A 21061-nucleotide genomic window follows, 5' to 3' on the forward strand; every position below is an offset into this window, starting at 1 on the left:
CCCTGTTTACGGCAGCGGCCGAGCGGCGGCCGGCTCTGACAGTTGATAAGGTTGCAGTACGCTTTGGCGTTGCTCGTTCAATACCCAGGCGAAACTCGAGTACATCACTCCCAGGCAGACCAAGGTAAAAACCGCCACTGTCCAGGCAGGGACAATGCGCACCGGACTGCGTCGCGCGCCATCGAATCCTTCCCAGCGAGGTGACAGTTCGCGGGGAATGTCGCCGCGGGTCTGGCAAATCAGCCGGTACAGGGCGTCGCGCAGGCTTTCGAGTTCGAGCATCCCGCGGGCCTGAACCCGATACTTACCCTCGAAGCCCAGGGATAGGCACAGATACAACAGTTCAAGCGTCGGCAGGTGCTTGATAGGGTTTTTCGACAGGCGCTCAAGCAACTGGAAGACCTTCTCGCCGCCGAAGGTTTCGTTGTGGAAAGTGCTGAGCAGGCTTATCTGTGACCAGCCGCCTCCTTGACCCCACGACGTGGTGACGATCGCCTCATCGATCACTGAGCAGAGCACGTAACGCGCGGCGATCAACTGACTGTTTTCAACACCGCCCTGCAAGGCACAGGCTTCGAATTGCTCCAGACCTCGCTTAAGTTCCCCTTTAAGGGCTTGCAGGTCCTCGCGTGCGCGGCCGTGTTTGAGCTGCACCATTTGCGAAAGCAATCCGGACGCCGCCGCGACCAGCGGATTCAGGCTGACATTGAGTGACTGGGAACGTGGCAGGTGCGCGGCGTAGATCATCCGCTCTTGCAACTGTTCGAAACGCGGCGGCGAAGCAGCATCGGTCAAGGGCCCGGAAGCAGGACGTTGTCCATGATGGTCGAGCAGGACGGTCGTTTCGTCCTGAGGATTTTCCTTATCCATTTCGTTCAATTCCTGATGGCCCAAAAATTCAGCTCAAGCTCAGCGAAATCACCGCAAACATGGAACGCAAAGCCTGCGGATCGCTTCAGTTGCGCCAGGTCTTCGGTATTGGGTTCAAGGATGAAATAGGTTTTGTTGGCGTGAAATGCGATCTGCCGCGGAGCCACGGGCAGAGGCCTGATCTTGATACCGGGCAGATGCAGGTTGACCAACTGGCGGATACGCTCCACCGAGCCAACCTTGAGGTTCGACGGCAATCGATGGCGCAGTTCTTCGCTGTCACAGTTGGCACTTGCCGCCAGTACGAACGAAGCCGTATCCAGCAGGGAGAGATCCTGCACTGGCGAGACGATGATTCCATACTGACGCGGCTGCAACTGCAGCTCGATCGCGTGCTGTTCGAGCACCATCGATAGAACCTGGCGAATCGCTTGCATCAGGCTTCGAAAACACGCGCCTTGGTTGCTGTGCTGGTAGCGGTGGGCCAGCGGTGGGCGTTTGCTGTCGCTGGAGAACGTCGCCAGGTCACCCAGCAGGGCCAGCAGCATTCGGTACAGCGTTTCAGGATGTACTTGCTCCAGGTCCAGATAATGACGCAGCAGCAATTCACTGCGATTGATCAGTTGCAGCATCATGAAATCGCCGACTTGCGCGCCACCTGCCTTGCCATTGAAACGGATCCGCTCGGCAAGGCTGTCGCCCCGATGAGCAAGCATGCCGATGATCTCCTTGAGGCACGACAGCAAGTAATGGGATGAGCGTGCCTGGATGAAGGTCGGCACAAAGTCCGGATCGAGCCTGATCACACCATCGGCCGTGGTATCCAGCACCTCACAGAGCTTGAGCTTCACAAACGCATGGTCGCTCTGTTGCTCGCCCAACAGCAGGCGCAGGTCCGGCCTTCCGCAACTGATCTGGCTCCCGCCGCAATCCCCGGCGTTGGAGTCGGTCACTTGTGTCTCGTAGATGGTGTAGCGCGCCAGCACGTCAGACTGCTCTGGACGACGGGACTCGATGTGATTGCCGGTCACCAATGGCAGAGCGAGGTAGATCGGTGTATTGCTGGTATTGGACGGTACCTCCAGGGCCAGCGGCTCGGCGTTGCCACCCAGCTCGAACAGACTTCCGTCCGGTAGCACCCCGCTGGCCTGGCTGACCACCAGTTGACCCATATTGAGAAATTGCACATCGATTTCCAGCGTCAGGAATCCCCAGGCGTAACTGGCCAGCAATCGGGTACGAACCTTCAACTGATGGTCGAAGTAACGATCGTTGTGTTGTAGATGCTGCGGACGCAACAGCATGCCTTCTTGCCAGATGACTTTATCGTGACTCATCGGTCATCTACCCTGGCCTGTCTTTCAAGTGTAGTGGCGACCCCATCCTGGTCGAGGATCAGGTTCGCTTCGGTCAACTGTGTCGCAACCACTGGCAGTGTGTAGCGCCAGCGAACATGTGGCAGGTCACGGTACGCCGCGATTATGCCGACGTAATGGCCATTCCCAGAGAGACCGAGCCTGAGCTCGACGGTTTCACCTGGACGCAGTTCCAGCTCTTCGCTGGAAACCAGGTCAGGGGCCAGTGTTTCCCTCGCGTGCTCATAGAGGCTGAAGAAATCTGAGTTTTCAAAAGCCACCGGATGCCTGAGTTCGAACAGCCGCACCACCACCGGCGATGGTCGCCCATTGATATCGGGGTTGAGTCGCTCACTGGCCGTCAGGGAGAGGTTGAGCTTGGTCATCGTCGAAAAGGGCGACAGCGCGGTGCAACCGGCCAACAGCAAGGTCATGGCCAGCGTCGTCAAAGGCTTGGATAAGTGCATCGTGCAGTGGGACATGGACGTCATCCGTGGTAATCGATTTGCAGGCCGGCAATCAGACGAACCTGTTCTTCATAGGTCTGGGCCAGGCGCAGTTCGCTTTTCAGCTCCGAGCGAGTACCCAGACTCTGTTGCAAACCCTGGATGCTTTGCTTGAGCAACAGCGCTGCGTTGATCGCCAGACCTTCGCGGGCCTCGCTGTCCAGGCCTTCGAGATCCATGCCCAAGGCGGTACCGAAGCGCTGCCAAAAAACGTCATGCGAATGATCAATAGCGTTGGTGGGCGGGACGGGCGCAGGCCTTGGTTCAACTGGCTCTTCGACCAGCTCCGGCAACAGCAGGCTTTCCCTGTCGATACGCGCATAATCCGCACGTCCAAGGGTGTCCGGTGGTACCGCCGTAGGATTTATCAGCTCGTCGATGTCCAGCGAGAGCCGCTCCTGTTGATCCAGCGCTTTGAGCGGGTCGAGTTCCAGGAAGGCATCGTCGGGAATAAGACTGTCGACCGGCATTGAGCGGCTGACTTCGGCAAAGCTGTTCGACGGCCCGGCGACCAGCCGCGCCAGGATCTCGAAATCACCCATGATGTAGGCGTCTCCGTCCTGTATCCGGACCGGTTCGCCCTTAGGCAGGCGCGCGCCGCTTTCGCGATGGGTCGTACCGTTACCACTGGTGTCGGTCAGGAAAAACGCGCCCTCACGGAAGCTGACCTGCGCGTGACACTTGGACAGCAGGCGGTCGCGGTCGGGGATCATCCAATGGCAACCCTCGCCCCGTCCTATTACTCCGCCGCCCGGCCCGAAGGTCTTGTGACACAGCTGTACAGGGACGAACTGGTTGGCGTTCAGCATTTCAAAAACAAGATCCATCTCTTAACGGCTCCTTGGGTCACTTGCCGCGATTGATCGCCTGTGGATCACCCAGAGGGCGATAATCACTGTCGTTGAATTTGTAGTTGCCACTACAACCGCCGAGGGTGAATGACATCAGGAGCGTCAGCAGAACGGTTCGCCAGGTAAAGAAAGGCATGGAAACTTCTCCAGTAATGAAGGGCCGGCTGGGATGGGTATGAGGGGCAAGGATCAATCATTGAAATCACTGCGCTGAACGTTCAGGCGCGCGAGACGATAGATCAGCGTGCGCAGCGGCAGGCCGAGTTCGCGGGCGGCACGTGTCTTGTTGCCTGCACTCTCGCGCAGGCAATCGATCAACAGGCCACGTTCTATCTGTTCCATCCGCTCACGCAGGTTCACGCGGCCGCGCTCGGATGGGGTCTGGATGTGCAGCGCAAAATGCTCGACGAGCAATTCGCCGCTCTCGCACAAAAGCACGGCCCTTTCCACGATGCTCTTGAGTTCACGGACATTTCCCGGGAAGTCGTAGGCAGCCAGGTGATCGAGTGCCGCGTCTGACCAGCGCACCGGATCGCGCCTCAGGAGTGTGCAAGCCTTATCGGCAAAATGCCGCGCCAGCTCGATGATGTCGCCGTCGCGCTGACGTAACGCTGGCAACTGAATTGGAAACTGCGCAAGGCGGTAATACAGGTCTTCGCGGAACTTGCCCTCCTCCATCAACTGCTTCAGGTCGCGATGAGTGGCGGCAATGATGCGCACGTCGACATGGTGAGTGTCGTTGGAACCCAACGGCCGGATTTCCCCTTCCTGCAACACTCGCAACAACTTCGCTTGCAGGGACAACGGCATATCGCCGATTTCATCGAGCAACAGCGTGCCGCCGTTGGCCGCGTCGAACAGCCCGGCACGGTCTCGGTCGGCACCGGTGAACGCGCCCTTGCGATAGCCGAAAAGCTCACTCTCCAGTAAGTTCTCGGGAACCGCCGCACAGTTCTGCACGATAAACGCCTTGGATCGACGCGGACCGTAATCATGGAGGACCCGGGCCACGACTTCCTTGCCGGTACCGGTCTCACCCCGCAGCAGGACGGTATAGGGGCTATGCAGTACTTTACTGAGCAACGAGCAGGTCTTGCGCATGGCGACGCTCTTGCCGATCAGGCCGTAACTGATACCGCTCGGCAAGCTTGTGGCATCGGACACCGACTCGTCGACAGGACCGCGCAGGCGCTGCAACAGATGCATCTGACCAAGTGCAAAGGTCCCAAGACGTCCCAGGGATTCAGCGACCCCATGCAAGTCGAGGTGCTGATTGCTGGCGCACAACAACAAGCCACCAACCTCATCCTGCGGGTCGACCAGGGGCACACAAAGCAGCGACTGCCATGGTGTGGCCCGCGCGGGCAGAAAACGGGTTTCGTGCACACTGTCACTTAGCGCGCCGAGGCATACCACACGGTTCTGGCGTAGGGAAAATTGCAACAATTGCTCAGCGTGATAATCGGAGGACAGGCTTTGCGGGTCACGAAATTGCACCAGGCCTTCCAGATACTCGGTGTTCATTTCCAGGCGGGCGCGAGTGGCATCGAGCAGGTACAACTGCACCAGTTCACAGCCACTGAGCCGCGCAACCCCCTGAATGAAATTCCCCACCAGCTCAGCACCGTCCACCAAGCGTGAAAGGTTGGAAAACTGCGCCAAAAGTGCCTCGGCATAGTCCAGCGGTTGCGAGAGTTTCTTGAACATCGCACCCACCTCAGGAGAACTCACACGCAATGCTGGCATCGCCGTTGAGCACGGCGTGTACATGCCGCAGCTGTTCGTCGCCGGCCATGGCCGCGAGCAACCGGTCGGCAACCAGCGGCATCAGGTGCAGGTCAAGCAGTTGGTCAATCAGTCGTGCGCCGCGATCATTGCGACTGCAACGCGCGACCAGATGGTTCACAAGTTGGCCGCAGTAACTGAAGCCCAAGTGACGACGGCGCAGCCGCTCGCCCATGCGGTCGAGTTTGATCGTCACCAGCTCACGCAACACCGGCCCGCTGACCGGGTAGTACGGCACCACGCACATGCGGGCTAACAGAGCGGGTTTGAAATGTTTACTGAGGATCGGGCGAATGGACTCTTCGAGGCTTTCGGCGCTCGGGTGCGCGCCGTTTTCGCACAGTTCGTCGATGCGCTCACTGCCCAGGTTCGACGTCATCAGAATCAAGGTATTGCGAAAATCAATCTCCCGCCCTTCCCCATCGTTGGCCAAGCCTTTGTCGAATATCTGGTAGAACAGGTTCAACACATCCGGGTCGGCTTTTTCGATTTCATCGAGCAGCACCACGCAATAAGGCTTTTTCCGCACGGCTTCGGTGAGCATGCCACCTTCGCCAAAACCAACGTAGCCCGGCGGTGCGCCGATCAACCGCGAAACGGTATGTTTCTCCTGGAATTCAGTCATGTTGAGCGTGGTGATGAAACGATCACCACCATAGAGCAAGTCGGCCAGGGCATGCGCCGTCTCAGTCTTGCCGACGCCACTGGGCCCCACCAGCAGAAACACGCCCACTGGGGCGTCGGGTTTGTTCAGGCCTGCGGCGGCGGCACGCATCGCGCGATCAAGCGCCTGTACAGCTGGCTCCTGACCACGAATACGCGCACGCAGGTCCGCCGCGAAACTGGCGACTTTCAAATTGTGCTCTCGGGCCAGTTGCGCCAGCGGTACACCGGTCCAGGCACTGATGACCTCGGCGACCAGTCGCGGGCAAACTTCGAAGCTGACCAAGCGCTCCTGAGCCTGCGCAGCCACCAACGTGCCGTGTGTTTCATGCAGCGCCGCTTCCAGGGCTTCGACACCGTGGGTTTGATCCTGCTCGGATTCCCGTGCCCTGGCCAATTGTTGACGAAGCGACAACAGGCGTTGCGCAAGAATACGTTGCTCGGTCCATTGGGTTTCCAGCGCTCGGCACTCGTCTTCGATGGCCTCCAGGCGGGCCTCCAGCGCTTCCAGCGCCTGAAGATCGATCGATAAACCGGCCTGCCCATCACGGCGCAGCGCCTGGCGCTGACGCTCGCCTTCGGCCAGCTCGCTGCGTATTCGCTCCAGGCTTTGCGGCGCAGCGGCCAGGCTGATGCGTACGCGAGCGCAGGCGGTGTCCAGTACATCCACAGCCTTGTCTGGCAACTGACGACCAGCCAGGTAGCGGGCCGACAATTGCGCCGCCGCGACCACCGCGTCATCACGCAGGTAAATGCCGTGACTGTTCTCGTAGACGCGGGCCAGGCCACGCAGGATGGTCACCGCCTCGCTGACAGTGGGCTCGTGCAATTGCACCGGTTGGAAACGACGGGCCAGGGCTGGGTCTTTCTCAAAGTATTTTTTGTACTCGGTCCAGGTAGTGGCCGCGATCGTGCGCAGCTCGCCCCGGGCCAAGGCTGGCTTGAGCAGGTTGGCCGCATCGGCGGCCCCCGCGCTGCTGCCCGCACCAACCAAGGTGTGGGCCTCATCGATGAACAGAATGATGGATTTCGGCGAAGTCTTGACCTCGTCGATCACCCCCTTGAGACGACGCTCGAATTCACCCTTGATGCCGGCGCCGGCCTGCAGCAGCCCCATATCCAGCGAAAGCAGCTCGACATCTTCGAGCACTGACGGTACTTCCCCTGCGGCGATGCGCAACGCCAGCCCCTCGACGATGGCGGTCTTGCCCACTCCAGCCTCACCGACCACGATTGGGTTGTTCTTGCGGCGACGAACGAGGATATCGATCATCTGCCGGATTTCACCGTCGCGACAAAGCACCGGGTCGAGCTGGCCTTCGCGGGCCTGCCGAGTCAGGTCATGGGTAAAGCGCGCCAGCAGGGAGTCGCCCGGTTTGGCGGTCTGATCGGCGACCGGTTGAGCCTGTTGCGACAAGGCGAAATCTTTCAACCGATCGATATTCAGCCGGGTGAGCAGCGCATGATAAGCACTCCCTGCGTAACGAAGCGGGTTGCGCAGCAACGCCAGGATCAACGCGGCTTGTCCGACCTGGCTAAGGCCCAGCTCGAGATTGGCCACCAGCAGGGCATCCTGTAACCATTGCACCAGCGCTGGGGCGAATACCGGGTTGCGCGAAGCACTGTGCCCCATCCGTGGTTGCAGGGCGGCGCTCAGTTCACCCGCGCTGACCTGGGCATCTTGCAAGGCTCGCGCGAGCAGGCCTTGCGGACGCTCCAGCAAGCCCAGCATCAAGTCTTCCACCAGGACCTTGTCTGCGCCACGCGCGATGCATTGCTCGGCCGAGCGCTCCAGATCGCTCCTGGTTTCGGCGTCCAATGCCTGAATCAGTTGCTGAAGGTCTACGTTGATCATGTCATCCATTCCTAGTGAATTTTGCTGCCGAGGATCACTACGCCATCGGCGCGCTCGTGCCCCAGCCAACTGGTCCATCCCAGGCGACAGGTATTCTGTTCACCCATGCACAGCTCACGAATTTCCTGCTGGCGCAGGACCAGGCGAATGTCATATTCGAGGGGATCACGCAGGGTGAATCGCACCAGCGAGCACAACGGCTGGTAACCGGTGCCGATGGGCAGGAATTCGTGAAAACGCTGCCAATCCAGTTCGCTGATATGGATCCGGAACTTGCCGCTGCGGTCGCGCACCCGTTCGCCGAGCACCAGGTCTTGGCTCAGCAGGCTGTTGGCGCTCCCCAGGCGATTGCGCTGTTCGCCAAGGATGTCCACGCGCCGCTCGATGCACTGTTCAAGGTTCAGTTCGGCATGCTTGAAGTAATAACGCAGCACGGCCTCTATCAGAGCCGCCGAATGAGCACGAAGACTCAGCAGGCCCAGGTACGGCAGCAGACGCTTCCAGTTCAGTTGGCTGGCCTTGCGAATGTCTTCGCCGCCCAGGCCGATCAGCGCAAACAGCTGCTCGGAAAACGGGTCTTGAGCACCGCTCTGAAAGCTTGCGCAATAACGATACTTGCGCCAGATCGGTAGCATCAGCCGTTGAAGGCGGTGATGGAAAACGTCGAGAAAGTCGCGCGTCGGATTGCCATCCCCCTCCCCCAAGGCCTGTTCACCATAGAACGCCGGTAGCGGCGACCCTGCCCCTACCAGGCTGACCAGATTCATGCTCAGGCGCGCCCGCACCTGGCCGTGCTCTTCGAAAAACTCCACACGATCAATGTCGCTGGCGGGGAACCCCAGGCTTGGGTTGGCTCGGAATTCCAGCCGGTCATACAGCGCGTCATCATCGAGCGCTGGATGAGCCTCGCGCAGCCGATCAACGACCAACAACACGGCCTGAAATAGCGAGTACTCGCGTATCCCTCGTGTCAGCACGCTTATAGAAGCGGCTGCTGGCCCATGCGGGGTGTCCATTGGTAGACCTCTCCTTGTGTGCTGTTCACCCGTAGTTCGTGGTACGAATTGAGGCTGGCATAAAGCGCGAAAAACTCGTTGAGGACCGACGCGAAGACGAACAGGTCGCCCTCGCCGATGTAACCCTGCGGGTCGATGGTCAGCTCGGTGCGCAAGCCACGAACCGGCAAGCCCCGGTGCAGACGGTCGACATGCTGGTGCCTGATCGACTTGAGCCCGTCCAGCAAACGCTTGCTGACCTTCTCTGTCTGTTCGTCGTAGTAACGCGGAAAATCATAGGTTTCGAGAATCACCTTGAGCGCATTGACGTCCGCCAGCGACAGGTAGTTGAGTGACATGTTGCTGATCAGCTTCCAGAGGAAATCGCGATTGAGCGGAGGGGCGAAGCTCGAAGTGACCGGACCTATGTTGCGGAAACTCAGTGATTCAGGGCTTTTCTCACCGGGCTGGTCGATGTCACCCGGCTTTAGCTGGCGCGGCAGGTTCTGGTTGGTGCACATCAACTCGATAGACAGGGTTTCATGGAGGTGAGTGTGGCGGACACCGAAGCCCAGGCAGGTGTCCAGGCCACCGTGCAGCAATGAAGGACGCTGACGAACGCTGTAGTAGGGTCTGCTGTGGGGCACATCGAAGCTTGAATCATGCTCGAAGGATTCGAACGGCACATAGGCCTGATAACCCAGGCCGCCGGGGTTCCAGCCAGTGACGCTTTCGACCGAAAACACGCCGCAGTGCTCCTGGTCATAATCGGCCGGCAGCAACAGATATTCGTCCTGTTTGCTGTCCAGGCGGATCGGCTGCGCGTCATGTTTGAACAGATTGACGATCGGCGTGCAGTACAGCTTTATGTTATCCAGTGTCGGACGCATCCGCTGGATACCACTTTTGCCAATATCGAAGCGCAGTTCCAGGCCCCGCATCTGTTCGACACTGCTGTGCGGTGCAATGTTGATCACGTCCAGGCCATGGATATCGACGAACAGGAACTTGTCCTGGAAAGCGAAATATTCCTGCAGGTAGCGATAGCCGCGAAAGGTATTCAGCGGATACGGGATCAGCGCTTCCTCTTCGGCAAAGCCTACTGGCTGGACACTAGCGGCTGGGATCCTGAACGTCATTGGGCTGCCGTCTGCCGCCTGCAAAGCTGCGCCAGCGCCGTCCAGCGGAATCAGCTCGATACCCTCGAGGTTGCGCAACAGACTGATGTAGAGCATCTGGCTGATGTAACGCTCGCCGGTCAGGTGCAGACGCAAATGGCTCAGTTGCAGTTCGCCCAAATGACCGTCGCAACACATCTCCAGACGCAGGCTCAACAGCGACCCATCCCCTTTCACTGAATAACTCAACCTGGTCAGATCAAGCGCCAGCACCTCGGTCGGGTAACACGTCAGGAAACGGCAACGCACCTGCTGGACAGGTTTACTTTCGACCGGCGTATCGCGTTCCACCCGCAACGCGGGGCCGGATCGCCGCTGCGGATCGAACTGCAAGATGCTGAAGGCTGGCAATGGCCGCATGTAGTTCGGCCACAATAGCTGCATCAGCGAATGGCTCAGCTCCGGCAATTGGTCATCGAGCTTCTGGCGCAGTCGCCCGGTCAGAAAGGCAAACCCCTCCAGTAGCCGCTCCACATCCGGGTCCCGTCCGGCCTGCCCCAGAAAGGGGGCCAGCGCTGGGTTACGTTCGGCGAAACACCGACCCAGCTGGCGGAGCGCCGTCAGCTCACTCTGGTAGTAATGATTGAACGACATGTATGGCTATCCTTGTCTGACCTTGACTTGGCCGCTGCCGTCCAGGCATGCGGAAAAACTGACCTGCCGCCTGACCCCCTCCACGTCCAGCAAAGCGTCGATGCTGAAGGACAGGCGAAGTTGATCGGCGTTACTGGGCATTGAAACGACACAGACATTCCTGAGGCGTGGCTCGTAGGTCTTGATGAAGATCTCGATCGCCTTGCGGGCCTGACTCCTCGCGTCGTGCAGGCTCAAGCGCATGTCATTGAGGTCCGGCAGCCCATAATCGGAGAGTGTCTGCACGCTACCCGCCCGGGTGCTGAGCATCTTGGCCAGATGCGCAGCCACCGATGTCACGACACAAACCTCGCGGTTCAAACCCGCGCGCTTTTCAGAATCACCTGCCAGGCGCTCGAAAAGGCTGCCATACGTCATGAGCGCGCCTACACCTTGTCCAGCTTGCCAACCAACGACAGCGTGAAATCGGCGCCCATGTACTTGAAGTGAGGCCGTACGTTCAGGCCAACGCGATACCAGCCAGGCTCACCTTCCACGTCACTGACAATGATCTTCGCTGCACGCAGCGGACGGCGGCCACGGACTTCGGCGCTAGGGTTCTCCTGGTCGGCCACGTACTGGCGGATCCAGTTGTTGAGCTCGCGCTCCAGGTCCGTGCGCTCCTTCCATGACCCCAATTGCTCGCGCTGCAGGACCTTCAAGTAGTGAGCCAGCCGATTGACGATCATCATGTATGGCAACTGAGTGCCAAGCTTGTAGTTCAGCTCTGCATGCTTGTCCTCGGCGCCGATACCAAAGAACTTCGGCTTCTGCACGGAACTGGCGGAGAAGAACGCAGCGTTGTCACTGCCTTTGCGCATGGTCAGGGAGATGAAGCCCTCCTCGGCCAATTCGTATTCGCGCCGGTCGGACACCAGCACTTCGGTCGGGATCTTGGTTTCGATTTCGCCCATGCTTTCGAAGTGATGCAATGGCAGGTCTTCAACCGCGCCACCGCTTTGAGGACCGACGATGTTCGGGCACCAGCGGAACTTGGCAAAGCTGTCGGTCAGCCTTGTACCGAATGCATAGGCGGTGTTGCCCCACAGATAGTGCTCGTGACTGTTGGCAACGGTTTCCTTGTAGACGAACGCCTTGACCGGGTTCTCTTGCGGATCGTAGGGGTTGCGCAACAGGAAGCGCGGGACGGTCAGAGCAAAATAGCGAGCATCTTCCGATTGACGGAAGCTCTGCCACTTGGCGAATTGCGGACCTTCGAAGTGGTCTTTCAAGTCCTTGAGGTCCGGCAGACCAGTGAAGCTCTCCAGGCCAAAGAACTTCGGACCGGCCGCTGCGATGAACGGCGCATGGGACATGCAGGCGACACTGGACACGTACTGCATCAATTTCACGTCCGGCGAGCTTGGGGACATGAAGTAGTTAGCGATGACCGCTCCTACCGGCTGCCCACCGAACTGACCGTATTCAGCGGTGTAGATATGCTTGTACAGGCCTGACTGCATGACTTCTGGCGAATCCTCGAAGTCGTCCAGCAAGTCGTCCTTGGAAACGTTGAGCATTTCTATCTTGATGTTTTCGCGGAAGTCGGTGCGGTCCACCAGCAGTTGCAAACCGCGCCATGCCGACTCCAATGCCTGGAATTGCGGGTGGTGGAGGATTTCGTCCATCTGGCGACTGAGCTTGGCATCGATCTCGGCGATCATGCGGTCTACCATGGCCTTCTTGACCGGCTCACCGCTGTTTTGCGGCTTGAGCAGCTCTTCGATGAACGCAGACACGCCGCGCCTGGCAATGTCGTAGGCGTCATCGTCCGGGGTCAGGTGAGTCTGGGCGATGATGCTTTCAAGAATGCTGTAGCCAGCGTTGTCCTGATCCTGCTGCTGTACTGCATGGGTACTCATGTTTCGGCTTCCTTGGCTGAAAGAATCAAGCGCTCTTCGCTGTGGTGTTCATACCCAGCTCATCCAGTACGCGGCGGCGGGAATCGTCATTGGCGAGTACACCTTCGATGGCCTTGCGAAACGCCGGTGCGTTACCCAATGGCCCTTTGAGCGCAACCAGGGCGCCACGCAGTTCCATCAGTTTGTTGAGTTCCGGCACCTGCTCGACCAGGCTCGCCGGGTTGAAATCCTTCATCGAGTTCACACGCAGTTGTACGGCCAACTCTTGAGTTTCGCTCCCGTCCTGAAGACGATTCGGTACGCTCAGGGTCAGGTTCAGCTCCTGTTTGGCCAACACTTCGTCGAAGCTCATCTTGTCGATGCCAATCGGCTTGCGGTCCTCGATCTTGCGTTCGTCCCTGCGGTGGGTGTAATCACCGATCGCCAAGAGTTTCAATGGCAGTTCAATTTCTTCCTGGGCACCGCCAGTGGCAGGCTTGAAGGTGACGTTGATGCGTTCCTTGGGGGCGATTGAGCCTTCTTTGGCCATGACTTTCTCCTTACAATTTGCGACCCGAAGGCCTATTCAATGACCCGTTCGAGGTCGAGGTGACACAACCTGCGATAGGTTTCTTCCTTGCACTCGCGTATGGAGTGGTTCTGGGGTAATAACTCGCAGCAGCTGTGCAATAAATGCAGCACCTGCAACTCCAGGGCGGGCTCCCAGGTATTCAGGCCTGCGTGTTGCAGTGTCTGGTCGAGGGCCTCCAGCTGGACTTTGGCGAGTTCGTATTTCCTGGCCGAGAAGCACAAGCGAGCCATCGCGAACCGCCAGAGGAAACACTCGCGTGCCCCAAGGGCGTTTTGCATGCCTTGCCTGAGCAATTGGACGGCGGGCTTGAGGCCATCCTTGGGCAGGATCGACTGGGCTTCTTCCAGCGTCAGCTCCCAAGGCGCATCGTTGTGAATGACATCGACTTCGTGTGTCGCGCCGGGGCTTTGCAGGTGAGGCATGACCTGGGCAGCGATCCAGGCCCGGGTGGCCGGATCGGCGAACGGCACACCGTCATGCCAGCGCAATTCGATAACGCCCGGCAGGCGCTGGATGAATAGTGCGAGATGGACCTCCACTTCACGCATGGCCAACTCGGCATTCAGCCCTTGCAGGCACTCCCAGGCAAGCCTCTGGCCATCGAGCCAGTACGGTGCCTTCGCCAGGCTGGCCTCGATCTCCACAAGCAGGTTCGCGTAATCGCCCCGTTGCAGGCTGTCCTGATAAGCCTTGAGTTTGTCCGCCGGCAGCCCACGCAGCGGCGTGATCTGCTCGGCGTTGCGCTCGGGCATGACGTCAATGGTCAGCCAGGTCAAAGTACGATTCAGACGCAGGGCGCGAACGTCGGTCGCTTTTTGCTTGAGCCACCAGATGCATAACGAAGCCGCGCTTTCCTGCTGGGCGCGTAAGGCCTTGTGGGCTTCTTTTTCGTTTTCGATCGGAGCGCCGGGCGTGAGCAGTTGGGTGGCAACTTGCTTCACCTGAGCCACTACCGTCCCGAGGGCACCCGCCTGCGGCAGGTTGTCAGTGGCACGCTGGATCATTGTGTTGAGGCGTCGACACAACGGCAGTAGCAGAGGAGCGTCATCACCCAAGTGGGCGGTGCAAGCAGCATCGAGCCCCTCAAGCTGTTGCGTCAGGTGACGGAACAGCGGCAACTGCTCCTTGATCGCCACGTCATCGCCCAACGCCTGCTCCAGGCGTGGCACCAACCAATTGATACTGGCCGCACGGGTTCGGCTTTTGGCCGGATGAATCTCAGGCCAATGGTCTTTACACAAGTACTGCAAAAGACAGAGGCCGGCCAACAGCCCTTGGAAAGACTCACGCTGATACAGCGCCCAAACCAACCAGGCCGCCACCCGCAGATCCTTCGACTGGGTACGCAACAGCGCTTCACATCCTTCACGGATCTTCAGCCAGTCGACCTGGCCGCTTTCGTGCATCGACTGGGCTTTGCCCAGCTCGCTTTCCAACGCCTCGTATTCATTCGAAAAACGCACGTCTGCCCCCGCAAAGTCCTCTTGGGAAATGGGAGCTTTGGCAAGAGCCAGACAATGGGCGGACAGTTTTCCGGAATACGACATTCACGACCCTGTTAAGAACAGTTCAGTTTGTGACACGGGTAGTTTTGGCGACATGATTAATCAAGGTAAATGTTCGGCTTCGCTTGTAGGAAGTTTCGCAAAAGTGCAATCAAGGCATACCCACAAAACTCACATCGCCTTCAATCAACCGAACGCTGCGAAGCATGCCAAGGTTTTAAACATAAAAAAGTAGGAACTTTCCTTTTTTTCAAAAAATTACCCCTTCGAAAATCCCCAATGCGAAAGTTTTTTCTGTCAAGGCTGAATACACAATCGAACCTCCTAAAAACCACTTCAAATCATTTCGCTCTCAACTCTTACTTGCTGCGAAGAGAACTCCTACATCCTTTTCTTTTTTTACGGGCCTCTGCGCACGCACCCAGCAGGACTGCTTCAATGTAATCAGGAGTCAAAGCCAACGCCCAAGGACCCTCGAATGTTCCACACCCCTGATTTACACGACTTCCATCTCACCATTCCTGACCTCGAATATGACCTTCAAGTGTTGGCCTTCGAAGGCTGCGAAGCCATCAGCACACCTTATTCGTTCGATATCGAGCTCGTCAGTGAACAACGCGATATGGACTTGGAGAACTTGTTAAACCAGCAGGTATTTCTTGCATTCAATAAACAGGGGCACGGTGTTCACGGGCTGATTTATCGTGTTGAACAAGGTGACAGCGGTAAACGCTTGACGCATTACAAAATAAGAGTGGCTCCACGACTGGCTTACTTGGAGCACCGCACTAACCAGCGCATTTTTCAACAGGTCAGCGTGCCGCAGATCATCACATTGATCCTCAAGGAACACGGCATCCTCACCGATGCTCATCGCTTCCAGTTGAGTGCAAGTTATCCGCCTCGTGACTACTGCGTGCAGTATCGCGAATCTGACTTGCACTTCATCGAGCGCCTGTGTCACGAAGAAGGCTTGCATTATCACTTCCAGCACAGTGACTCCGGTCACTACCTGGTATTTGGTGATGACCAGACCGTCTTTCCCCGACTTGAAGGCCGCACTGTTTACAAACACGGCAGCGGCATGGCTAGCGAGGAACCGGTCATCCATCGATTTGGCCTGCGACTGGAGACCCGGACCAGTCGCGTCACGCGCCGTGATTACGATTTCAAGAAATCGACATTCCTACTGGAGACTAGCTGTCAGCCTGGTATCAAAAAAAATAGGCCAGACTTGGAGGCCTATGATTATCCCGGTGACTTTACCCAGGAAAAACGCGGCAAGTCGCTGAGCCGCCGCGCCTTGGAACGCCATCGCGCCGACTACTGCCAAGCCGAAGGAAAGAGTAATCAGCCAGCACTGATGACGGGGCACTTCCTGAGCTTGAGTGAGCACCCACGCCAGGAATGGAATGATCTATGGCTCCTGACCGAAGTGCATCACGAAGGCAAACAGCCGCAGGTGCTTGAGGAAATAACGCCCAGCGACACTGGCAGGACTGCGGATCATTTCTATCAGGGCTATCGCAATCACTTCGTTTCCACGCCTTGGGATGCGGTCTTTCGTTCGCAGCGGGTTTACCAAAAACCACGTGTATGGGGCAGCCAGACGGCAATCGTCACGGGGCCCAAGGATGAAGAGATCCACTGCGACCCGTATGGCCGGGTCAAGGTCAGGTTTTTCTGGGATCGTGCGGGGCACTTCGACGATGGCAGCAGTTGTTGGTTACGAGTCGCCTCCAATTGGGCGGGCAACAGCTACGGGGGCGTCACGATCCCACGGGTGGGCATGGAGGTGTTGGTGACCTTCATGGAAGGCGATCCCGATAAGCCCTTGATCAGCGGATGCCTGACCAACAGCGCCAACGCTCCGCCCTACCCGTTGCCTGCGCACAAGACCCGCACCGTGTTTCGTTCTTGCAGCTCGCCGGGCAACAAAGGCTTCAACGAGCTGCACCTGGAAGACCGCGCCGGTCAGGAACTGATCTATCTGCGTGCCCAGCGTGACATGGAACAGAAGATCGAAAACGACAGCCGACTGGAGATTGGTAACGAGCGGCGGGAGACCATCAAGGGCAATAGCTTCACCGTCCTGCACGCCGAGGAACATCGGACCACCGCCGCCGACCGCACGGTCCAAGTCGAAGGCAATGACTACCTGCGCGTCACCAACCGCCACACCCGCGTCGATCAGACATTGGTGGTCGAGACCGGACAGCAAATACAGATCAAGGCAGGCGCTCATGTGGTCCTTGAAGCAGGTGCAACCCTCAGTTTGAAAGCCGGAGGCCAGCACATCGTGATCGACCACAGCGGTGTCTACAGCAGCAGTGAAATCCAGCTCGGCGGCGCCCCCATGGTCGGCGCCACCGCCTCATCATTTGCGCCTGGCTTGACGGATCCCTTGGCGGCGCCAGCCCCAGTGTTCGCCCCCACTCAACGCTCGCTGATAACGGCCAGCCAAGCAGCGGGATTGGATTTTTGTCCGATCTGCGAGGCCTGCCGCGGAGGGCTCTGCCCAACGGAAGTGGCCGCCGCATGACTCGCTCATTCCCCCATCAATGGTTGATCGAACAGCAACGCCTCGGCCACGCCTTGTGTGTCGTCCTGGACTCAGAAAATGAACACCACACGCGCCAGGCAATGCTCAAGAACAGTCGCCCCGACCAGTACCTGAGCGTGTACGGCCAAACGCTGGTCGCTGATCTCGCTGATCTCGCTGACGCCGGGCCCTTTGTCTTCACCTTCGATCGGCCCGGCGACGAGCACATCAATGAATTGCTCAACCGGCCGGACAGCCACTGGGGATGGCTCGCCAGCCTTCCAAAAGGGGGCCTGCCAACGCTGGTGGAGCACTGGCGTGAACGGCTGGTCATCGGAGAGCGCCCCCATCAGGCGTTGTACCGCTTCCATGACAACCGTGTCTTGGCCCGGGCGCTCAAGCACCTGCCCGTTGAAGCCTATCCGGCCTACCTTGGGCCAGCGATCAGTGTCTGCTATTGGCAGGGCACTCGCTGGTCAAGCACCTATAACCCGGCCCCTGGGACATACCCGGTGCCCGATTTTCCTCTTTGGCTGCAGGTGCCTGTTACCCCGCAACAAGCGATGCAGACTCGCCTCCTCAATGCCCGCCGCTTCCTGCTGGCCGAGCATGTCCTGGCCTTCGCCACACTGGCCGAGCAACAGGACCCGGAGGTGTGGTTGCGTGCCACGCTCGATCAGGCCGAGGCCTGGCACTGGCAAGCACCTGAGCAGCTGGAGTTCTTGCTGACTCAGCGCCTGCAAGCACCCACCGATACTCCGGTGTCGTACTGGCAAGTACGCCCAGCTGAAAGTCCCGATGAGCATTTTGAACGGGTGCGCCTGATGGCGGCGTTCTGGCAGGGAGATGCGCCGCTATGAAACAGGTTTTGCGCATTGCAAGTTTGAGCGGTCTGGCGATGTCGGCGGGGTGCGTCAACACACAGCCGAACACGTTTACTTTTACGGCAGATTTGCCGCCCGATTTTGCCTACGAAGCTGCGGTGTACTACGTACCTGCGCCAGGTGAAACCTGTACCGTCGAGACCCGGTATAACAAAGCGCCTGTGTTCAATAGGGAGTGGCGTAAGGCGTACAAGCCTGATTCCGAAATCGTTATTCGCCGAACCCGTATGGGTTGCCCCCTGGTGATCAGCCGCATTGAGCTCGAAATCTATTCCGCCTATGGCAAGGACTGGAGCGATATCAGTCACGATTCAGCCAACGTGGTGATTCGCGATGAGCTGGAAGCGCAATACAAAGGCATGTTCAGCGAAGCGGGTGAAAGCACTTTTTACGGCCAATGCCAGTGGCTGTTCCGTACTTCAGGCAAGCCCCGCATTCTCAGAAAAATCCTCGACTGCAAAAAAACCAACCCACAGGGCGAGCTTGGGCGTGGGCGTCCTTTCTCGGCGTACACCCTGGATCAACTGCCGGGTAAGACCGTGAGGATGAAAATCAAATTGGCGGACGAGGAAAGACCCGCCATTGGAGACACTTGGGTGAAAGTGCCTAACGGTTGGAAACGCTGCCTGGGCAAGCACTTTGAGGACCAGTACGCATTTTGTTATGGCAATTACCAGGACTTCAGCGGTTTTCAAATGCCCGACGGACAGAGATGCACTATTTACCCCGGTTGTACGGAATAAGGAGATCCGCGTATGACGTCATTGCAAAAAGAATTGGAGTCACGGCTGAGCCATCGCAATCTGACCTGCCCTGTGGGGGGTAAGTGGAGCAGTTTTCAGCTCGTCGATGAGTTTGGCTCTGGTGAGCCTTATGCAGGGCTGGCTTATGTCGCTACCGATTCAGAAGGACAAAAATACCCTGGCAACCTGGATGTCATGGGTGTCGGCAAGGTTAGCAACCACTATGCAGGACCAATTGCCCTGCTTTTTGATCAGACGTATCAGGGGTTTGAAGAGGTCTACTCATTTCTACAAACAAGACCGCACTACCCTCTCAAGATCACCGAACTACAAGTCCGCGCCGAGCAAACCCGTTACCTGAACCCAAACGCCACGCGCACCCGGGAAAATCCCGCACAAGCCTGTGCAGACGACTTCTTCCAAGTGGAAGTACGGCACCTGGTCAAGTACGTCGCGCATTTGCCTCCCGAGGTGTACCGCCATTATCCACTCCCTGCAGGGCCGGCACGTCTGATGGGCGAGCATGGCAAGCTCGGCGTGACCTTGATGCCGCAAAAACACACGGTGCTTGAAGTTCGACCGTTGCGCGCCTTGCGGCCCATGCTGTCCACCGCTCCCGAATTCTGTGCGCTCAACTTGTACCAATTGGCGCTCATGTCGACCTTGACCTATTGCCCCTTCGGCCAGACGCCTGACAAAGCTCCGATAAAAACACCGGTGAGCTTCACCGAGCAACCAAGCGTGGGCAACTGGTTCGCCGACGCCTTGGCGAAGTTCGAGGAACTCGGGAAGTTCTATCCGGAACAAACAAAACCCTACTATCCACTGTACGAGGAGGTGCCCTATTCCAAACGCCTGGAGATCGTGCCGTTCGACCCGGCCCTCTACGCGGTCAACGATCCGCAATTGGGTGTACATCAGGAGCATCCCGCCAAAGTCCATTTTCTCGACGACACCGACAAAGAAGAAAGCACTGATACCCAGGCCTACATCACCCACAACGACGAACTGATCCTGATTGCAGTACGTGGCACCCAGCAACCCGCAGACTTCCTGCGCGACGCCGATGCGCTCCAAGTACCGTTTGAAGAAGGGGTCGGCCAGGTGCATCGAGGGTTCTATGGCGCCGCCAAAACAACTGCGGCCTTCGTGACGAGTTATCTGGACAGGTTCTACGCAGGGCAAAAACTGCTGATCTGCGGCCACAGCCTGGGAGGCGCGGTGGCGTTACTACTTTCAGAGATGCTGCGGCGCAGACCGGAAGGCTACACCCTCCAGCTCTACACCTATGGCGCCCCCCGAGCCGCCGACGCCACCTTCACAAAAAACGCCGAAGCCCTGGTGCATTACCGAATGGTCAACCACAACGACCCGATACCCAGCGTGCCCGGCAGTTGGATGAATACCAAGGGCAGTGTTTATGGCACAGGGTTGGCCCTTACGTTCGCCAACGTACCAGTCGGCCTTTCCGTGTTCGTGGCGGGCATCACTAACTTGACGGGCGAGCCCTACGAACACCACGGCATCTTGCGGCACTTCCTGCCGGTGGAGTTCGATCGCAAGGAACGCTCTTCGATCCTGTGGATGCCCCATTGCGACACCATCACCCAACACGCCGCCTGCGAAGTCGCCCTAAAGCATAAACATGGCCTACCGAACCGTCCGGCATTACTGGCGCAACTCATCCAGACCGGCGATCACTTCATGCTCCCCAGCTACATTCCCGCTTGCTGGGCGACCTTGCGCCGCTGGCAGCAAGCGCACAGCAACGCAAGCTCACTGGTGACAAAACGCGAATATGAATGGATCGATCATGCTCTGACGCGGGTTACCCAACAATTGCGCGATGAAGAGCGCTACCTGGCTGGACGAGCAGCACCCAATGGTCGTAGCGACAGATCGATCAACATTGCGCTCATCCGTGAGGTGGACAAGCTGCACAGCACCCGTGCGCGCCTGGCGACGCTGCACGCCGCGTCGGTCAGTGAAAAAGACGTTTACGGGAGCTTGTCGGAACACCCCGAACAACTGGCACACAACCTGGCTCGCTGGCAGGCCCACCCGGAAAACCGAGTGGCCGAGCCGTTGGCTATGGCACCGCCCTTGGATGACGACAGTGAATTGATCTGCGGTGCTCACGGGTACGCTGTTGGTAAACCCTATGCGCTGGACCTCGATTCCATCGTCTGACCGGCAAGGGCCAACCGGTTTACGACGGCTGCGCCGCCGCTATCGCGAGCAGGCTCGCTCCCACCTGGGTGAG

At 58.4% G+C, this 21061-nt stretch carries 16 protein-coding genes and 1 pseudogene; 4 read left to right on the forward strand and 13 right to left on the reverse strand.

Annotated features, from left to right (window positions below; genetic code table 11):
- Positions 1 to 6: 6 nt before the first annotated feature.
- The 13 genes and pseudogenes from icmH to tssA form a co-directional block, all read right to left on the reverse strand.
- Complete coding sequence (gene icmH, locus PSH86_RS30070; protein ID WP_109752765.1) at positions 7 to 870, reverse strand: type IVB secretion system protein IcmH/DotU; 864 nt, start codon at positions 868 to 870, stop codon at positions 7 to 9.
- Positions 871 to 875: 5 nt separating this feature from the next.
- Positions 876 to 2207: a type VI secretion system baseplate subunit TssK gene (tssK, locus tag PSH86_RS30075; protein WP_305486848.1), complete on the reverse strand. Its 1332-nt coding sequence runs from the start codon at positions 2205 to 2207 to the stop codon at positions 876 to 878.
- A complete protein-coding gene (gene tssJ, locus PSH86_RS30080; RefSeq protein ID WP_163856118.1) occupies positions 2204 to 2707 on the reverse strand; it encodes a type VI secretion system lipoprotein TssJ in 504 nt (167 codons plus the stop codon). Before tssJ ends, tssK begins: the two co-directional genes overlap by 4 nt.
- 59 nt (positions 2708 to 2766) lie before the next feature.
- A pseudogene (gene tagH, locus PSH86_RS30085) lies at positions 2767 to 3558 on the reverse strand (type VI secretion system-associated FHA domain protein TagH); the annotation flags it as partial.
- A gap of 19 nt (positions 3559 to 3577) precedes the next feature.
- On the reverse strand, positions 3578 to 3718 hold the full coding sequence (locus PSH86_RS30090) for a type VI secretion protein (RefSeq protein WP_109752768.1): 141 nt from the start codon (positions 3716 to 3718) through the stop codon (positions 3578 to 3580).
- A 53-nt stretch (positions 3719 to 3771) separates the two neighbouring features.
- Complete coding sequence (locus PSH86_RS30095; protein ID WP_116833768.1) at positions 3772 to 5289, reverse strand: sigma-54-dependent Fis family transcriptional regulator; 1518 nt, start codon at positions 5287 to 5289, stop codon at positions 3772 to 3774.
- A gap of 10 nt (positions 5290 to 5299) precedes the next feature.
- Positions 5300 to 7885: a type VI secretion system ATPase TssH gene (gene tssH / locus PSH86_RS30100; protein ID WP_163856113.1), complete on the reverse strand. Its 2586-nt coding sequence runs from the start codon at positions 7883 to 7885 to the stop codon at positions 5300 to 5302.
- 11 nt (positions 7886 to 7896) lie between these two features.
- Positions 7897 to 8901 (reverse strand): type VI secretion system baseplate subunit TssG, encoded by a 1005-nt coding sequence (gene tssG, locus PSH86_RS30105; protein ID WP_176688905.1) that lies wholly within the window; start codon positions 8899 to 8901, stop codon positions 7897 to 7899.
- A complete protein-coding gene (gene tssF / locus PSH86_RS30110) occupies positions 8865 to 10652 on the reverse strand; it encodes a type VI secretion system baseplate subunit TssF (protein WP_176688904.1) in 1788 nt (595 codons plus the stop codon). Before tssF ends, tssG begins: the two co-directional genes overlap by 37 nt.
- Positions 10653 to 10658: 6 nt before the next feature.
- Complete coding sequence (gene tssE, locus PSH86_RS30115) at positions 10659 to 11069, reverse strand: type VI secretion system baseplate subunit TssE (RefSeq protein ID WP_109752772.1); 411 nt, start codon at positions 11067 to 11069, stop codon at positions 10659 to 10661.
- Between the two features lie 8 nt (positions 11070 to 11077).
- Positions 11078 to 12553 (reverse strand): type VI secretion system contractile sheath large subunit, encoded by a 1476-nt coding sequence (tssC, locus tag PSH86_RS30120; protein ID WP_163856107.1) that lies wholly within the window; start codon positions 12551 to 12553, stop codon positions 11078 to 11080.
- 25 nt (positions 12554 to 12578) lie between these two features.
- Complete coding sequence (gene tssB / locus PSH86_RS30125) at positions 12579 to 13082, reverse strand: type VI secretion system contractile sheath small subunit (RefSeq protein ID WP_163856104.1); 504 nt, start codon at positions 13080 to 13082, stop codon at positions 12579 to 12581.
- Positions 13083 to 13114: 32 nt separating this feature from the next.
- Positions 13115 to 14671: a type VI secretion system protein TssA gene (gene tssA / locus PSH86_RS30130; RefSeq protein WP_116833771.1), complete on the reverse strand. Its 1557-nt coding sequence runs from the start codon at positions 14669 to 14671 to the stop codon at positions 13115 to 13117.
- A 436-nt stretch (positions 14672 to 15107) separates the two neighbouring features.
- Here tssA and PSH86_RS30135 point away from each other — a divergent pair, with 436 nt between their 5' ends.
- The 4 genes from PSH86_RS30135 to PSH86_RS30150 are packed head-to-tail and all read left to right on the forward strand — an operon-like array spanning position 15108 to position 20988.
- Positions 15108 to 17171, forward strand: coding sequence for a type VI secretion system tip protein VgrG (locus tag PSH86_RS30135; RefSeq protein WP_163856086.1), 2064 nt, complete (start codon positions 15108 to 15110; stop codon positions 17169 to 17171).
- Positions 17168 to 18031: a DUF4123 domain-containing protein gene (locus tag PSH86_RS30140; RefSeq protein WP_305486861.1), complete on the forward strand. Its 864-nt coding sequence runs from the start codon at positions 17168 to 17170 to the stop codon at positions 18029 to 18031. Before PSH86_RS30135 ends, PSH86_RS30140 begins: the two co-directional genes overlap by 4 nt.
- Positions 18028 to 18798 (forward strand): hypothetical protein, encoded by a 771-nt coding sequence (locus PSH86_RS30145; protein ID WP_109752777.1) that lies wholly within the window; start codon positions 18028 to 18030, stop codon positions 18796 to 18798. Before PSH86_RS30140 ends, PSH86_RS30145 begins: the two co-directional genes overlap by 4 nt.
- Positions 18799 to 18810: 12 nt before the next feature.
- Positions 18811 to 20988 carry a lipase family protein gene (locus PSH86_RS30150; protein ID WP_305486864.1) on the forward strand — a complete coding sequence of 726 codons (2178 nt, stop codon included), beginning with the start codon at positions 18811 to 18813 and terminating at the stop codon, positions 20986 to 20988.
- The last annotated feature ends 73 nt before the right edge of the window (positions 20989 to 21061 follow it).

It is taken from the genome of Pseudomonas sp. FP2300 (genome assembly GCF_030687595.1).
Lineage (GTDB): Bacteria > Pseudomonadota > Gammaproteobacteria > Pseudomonadales > Pseudomonadaceae > Aquipseudomonas > Aquipseudomonas bijieensis.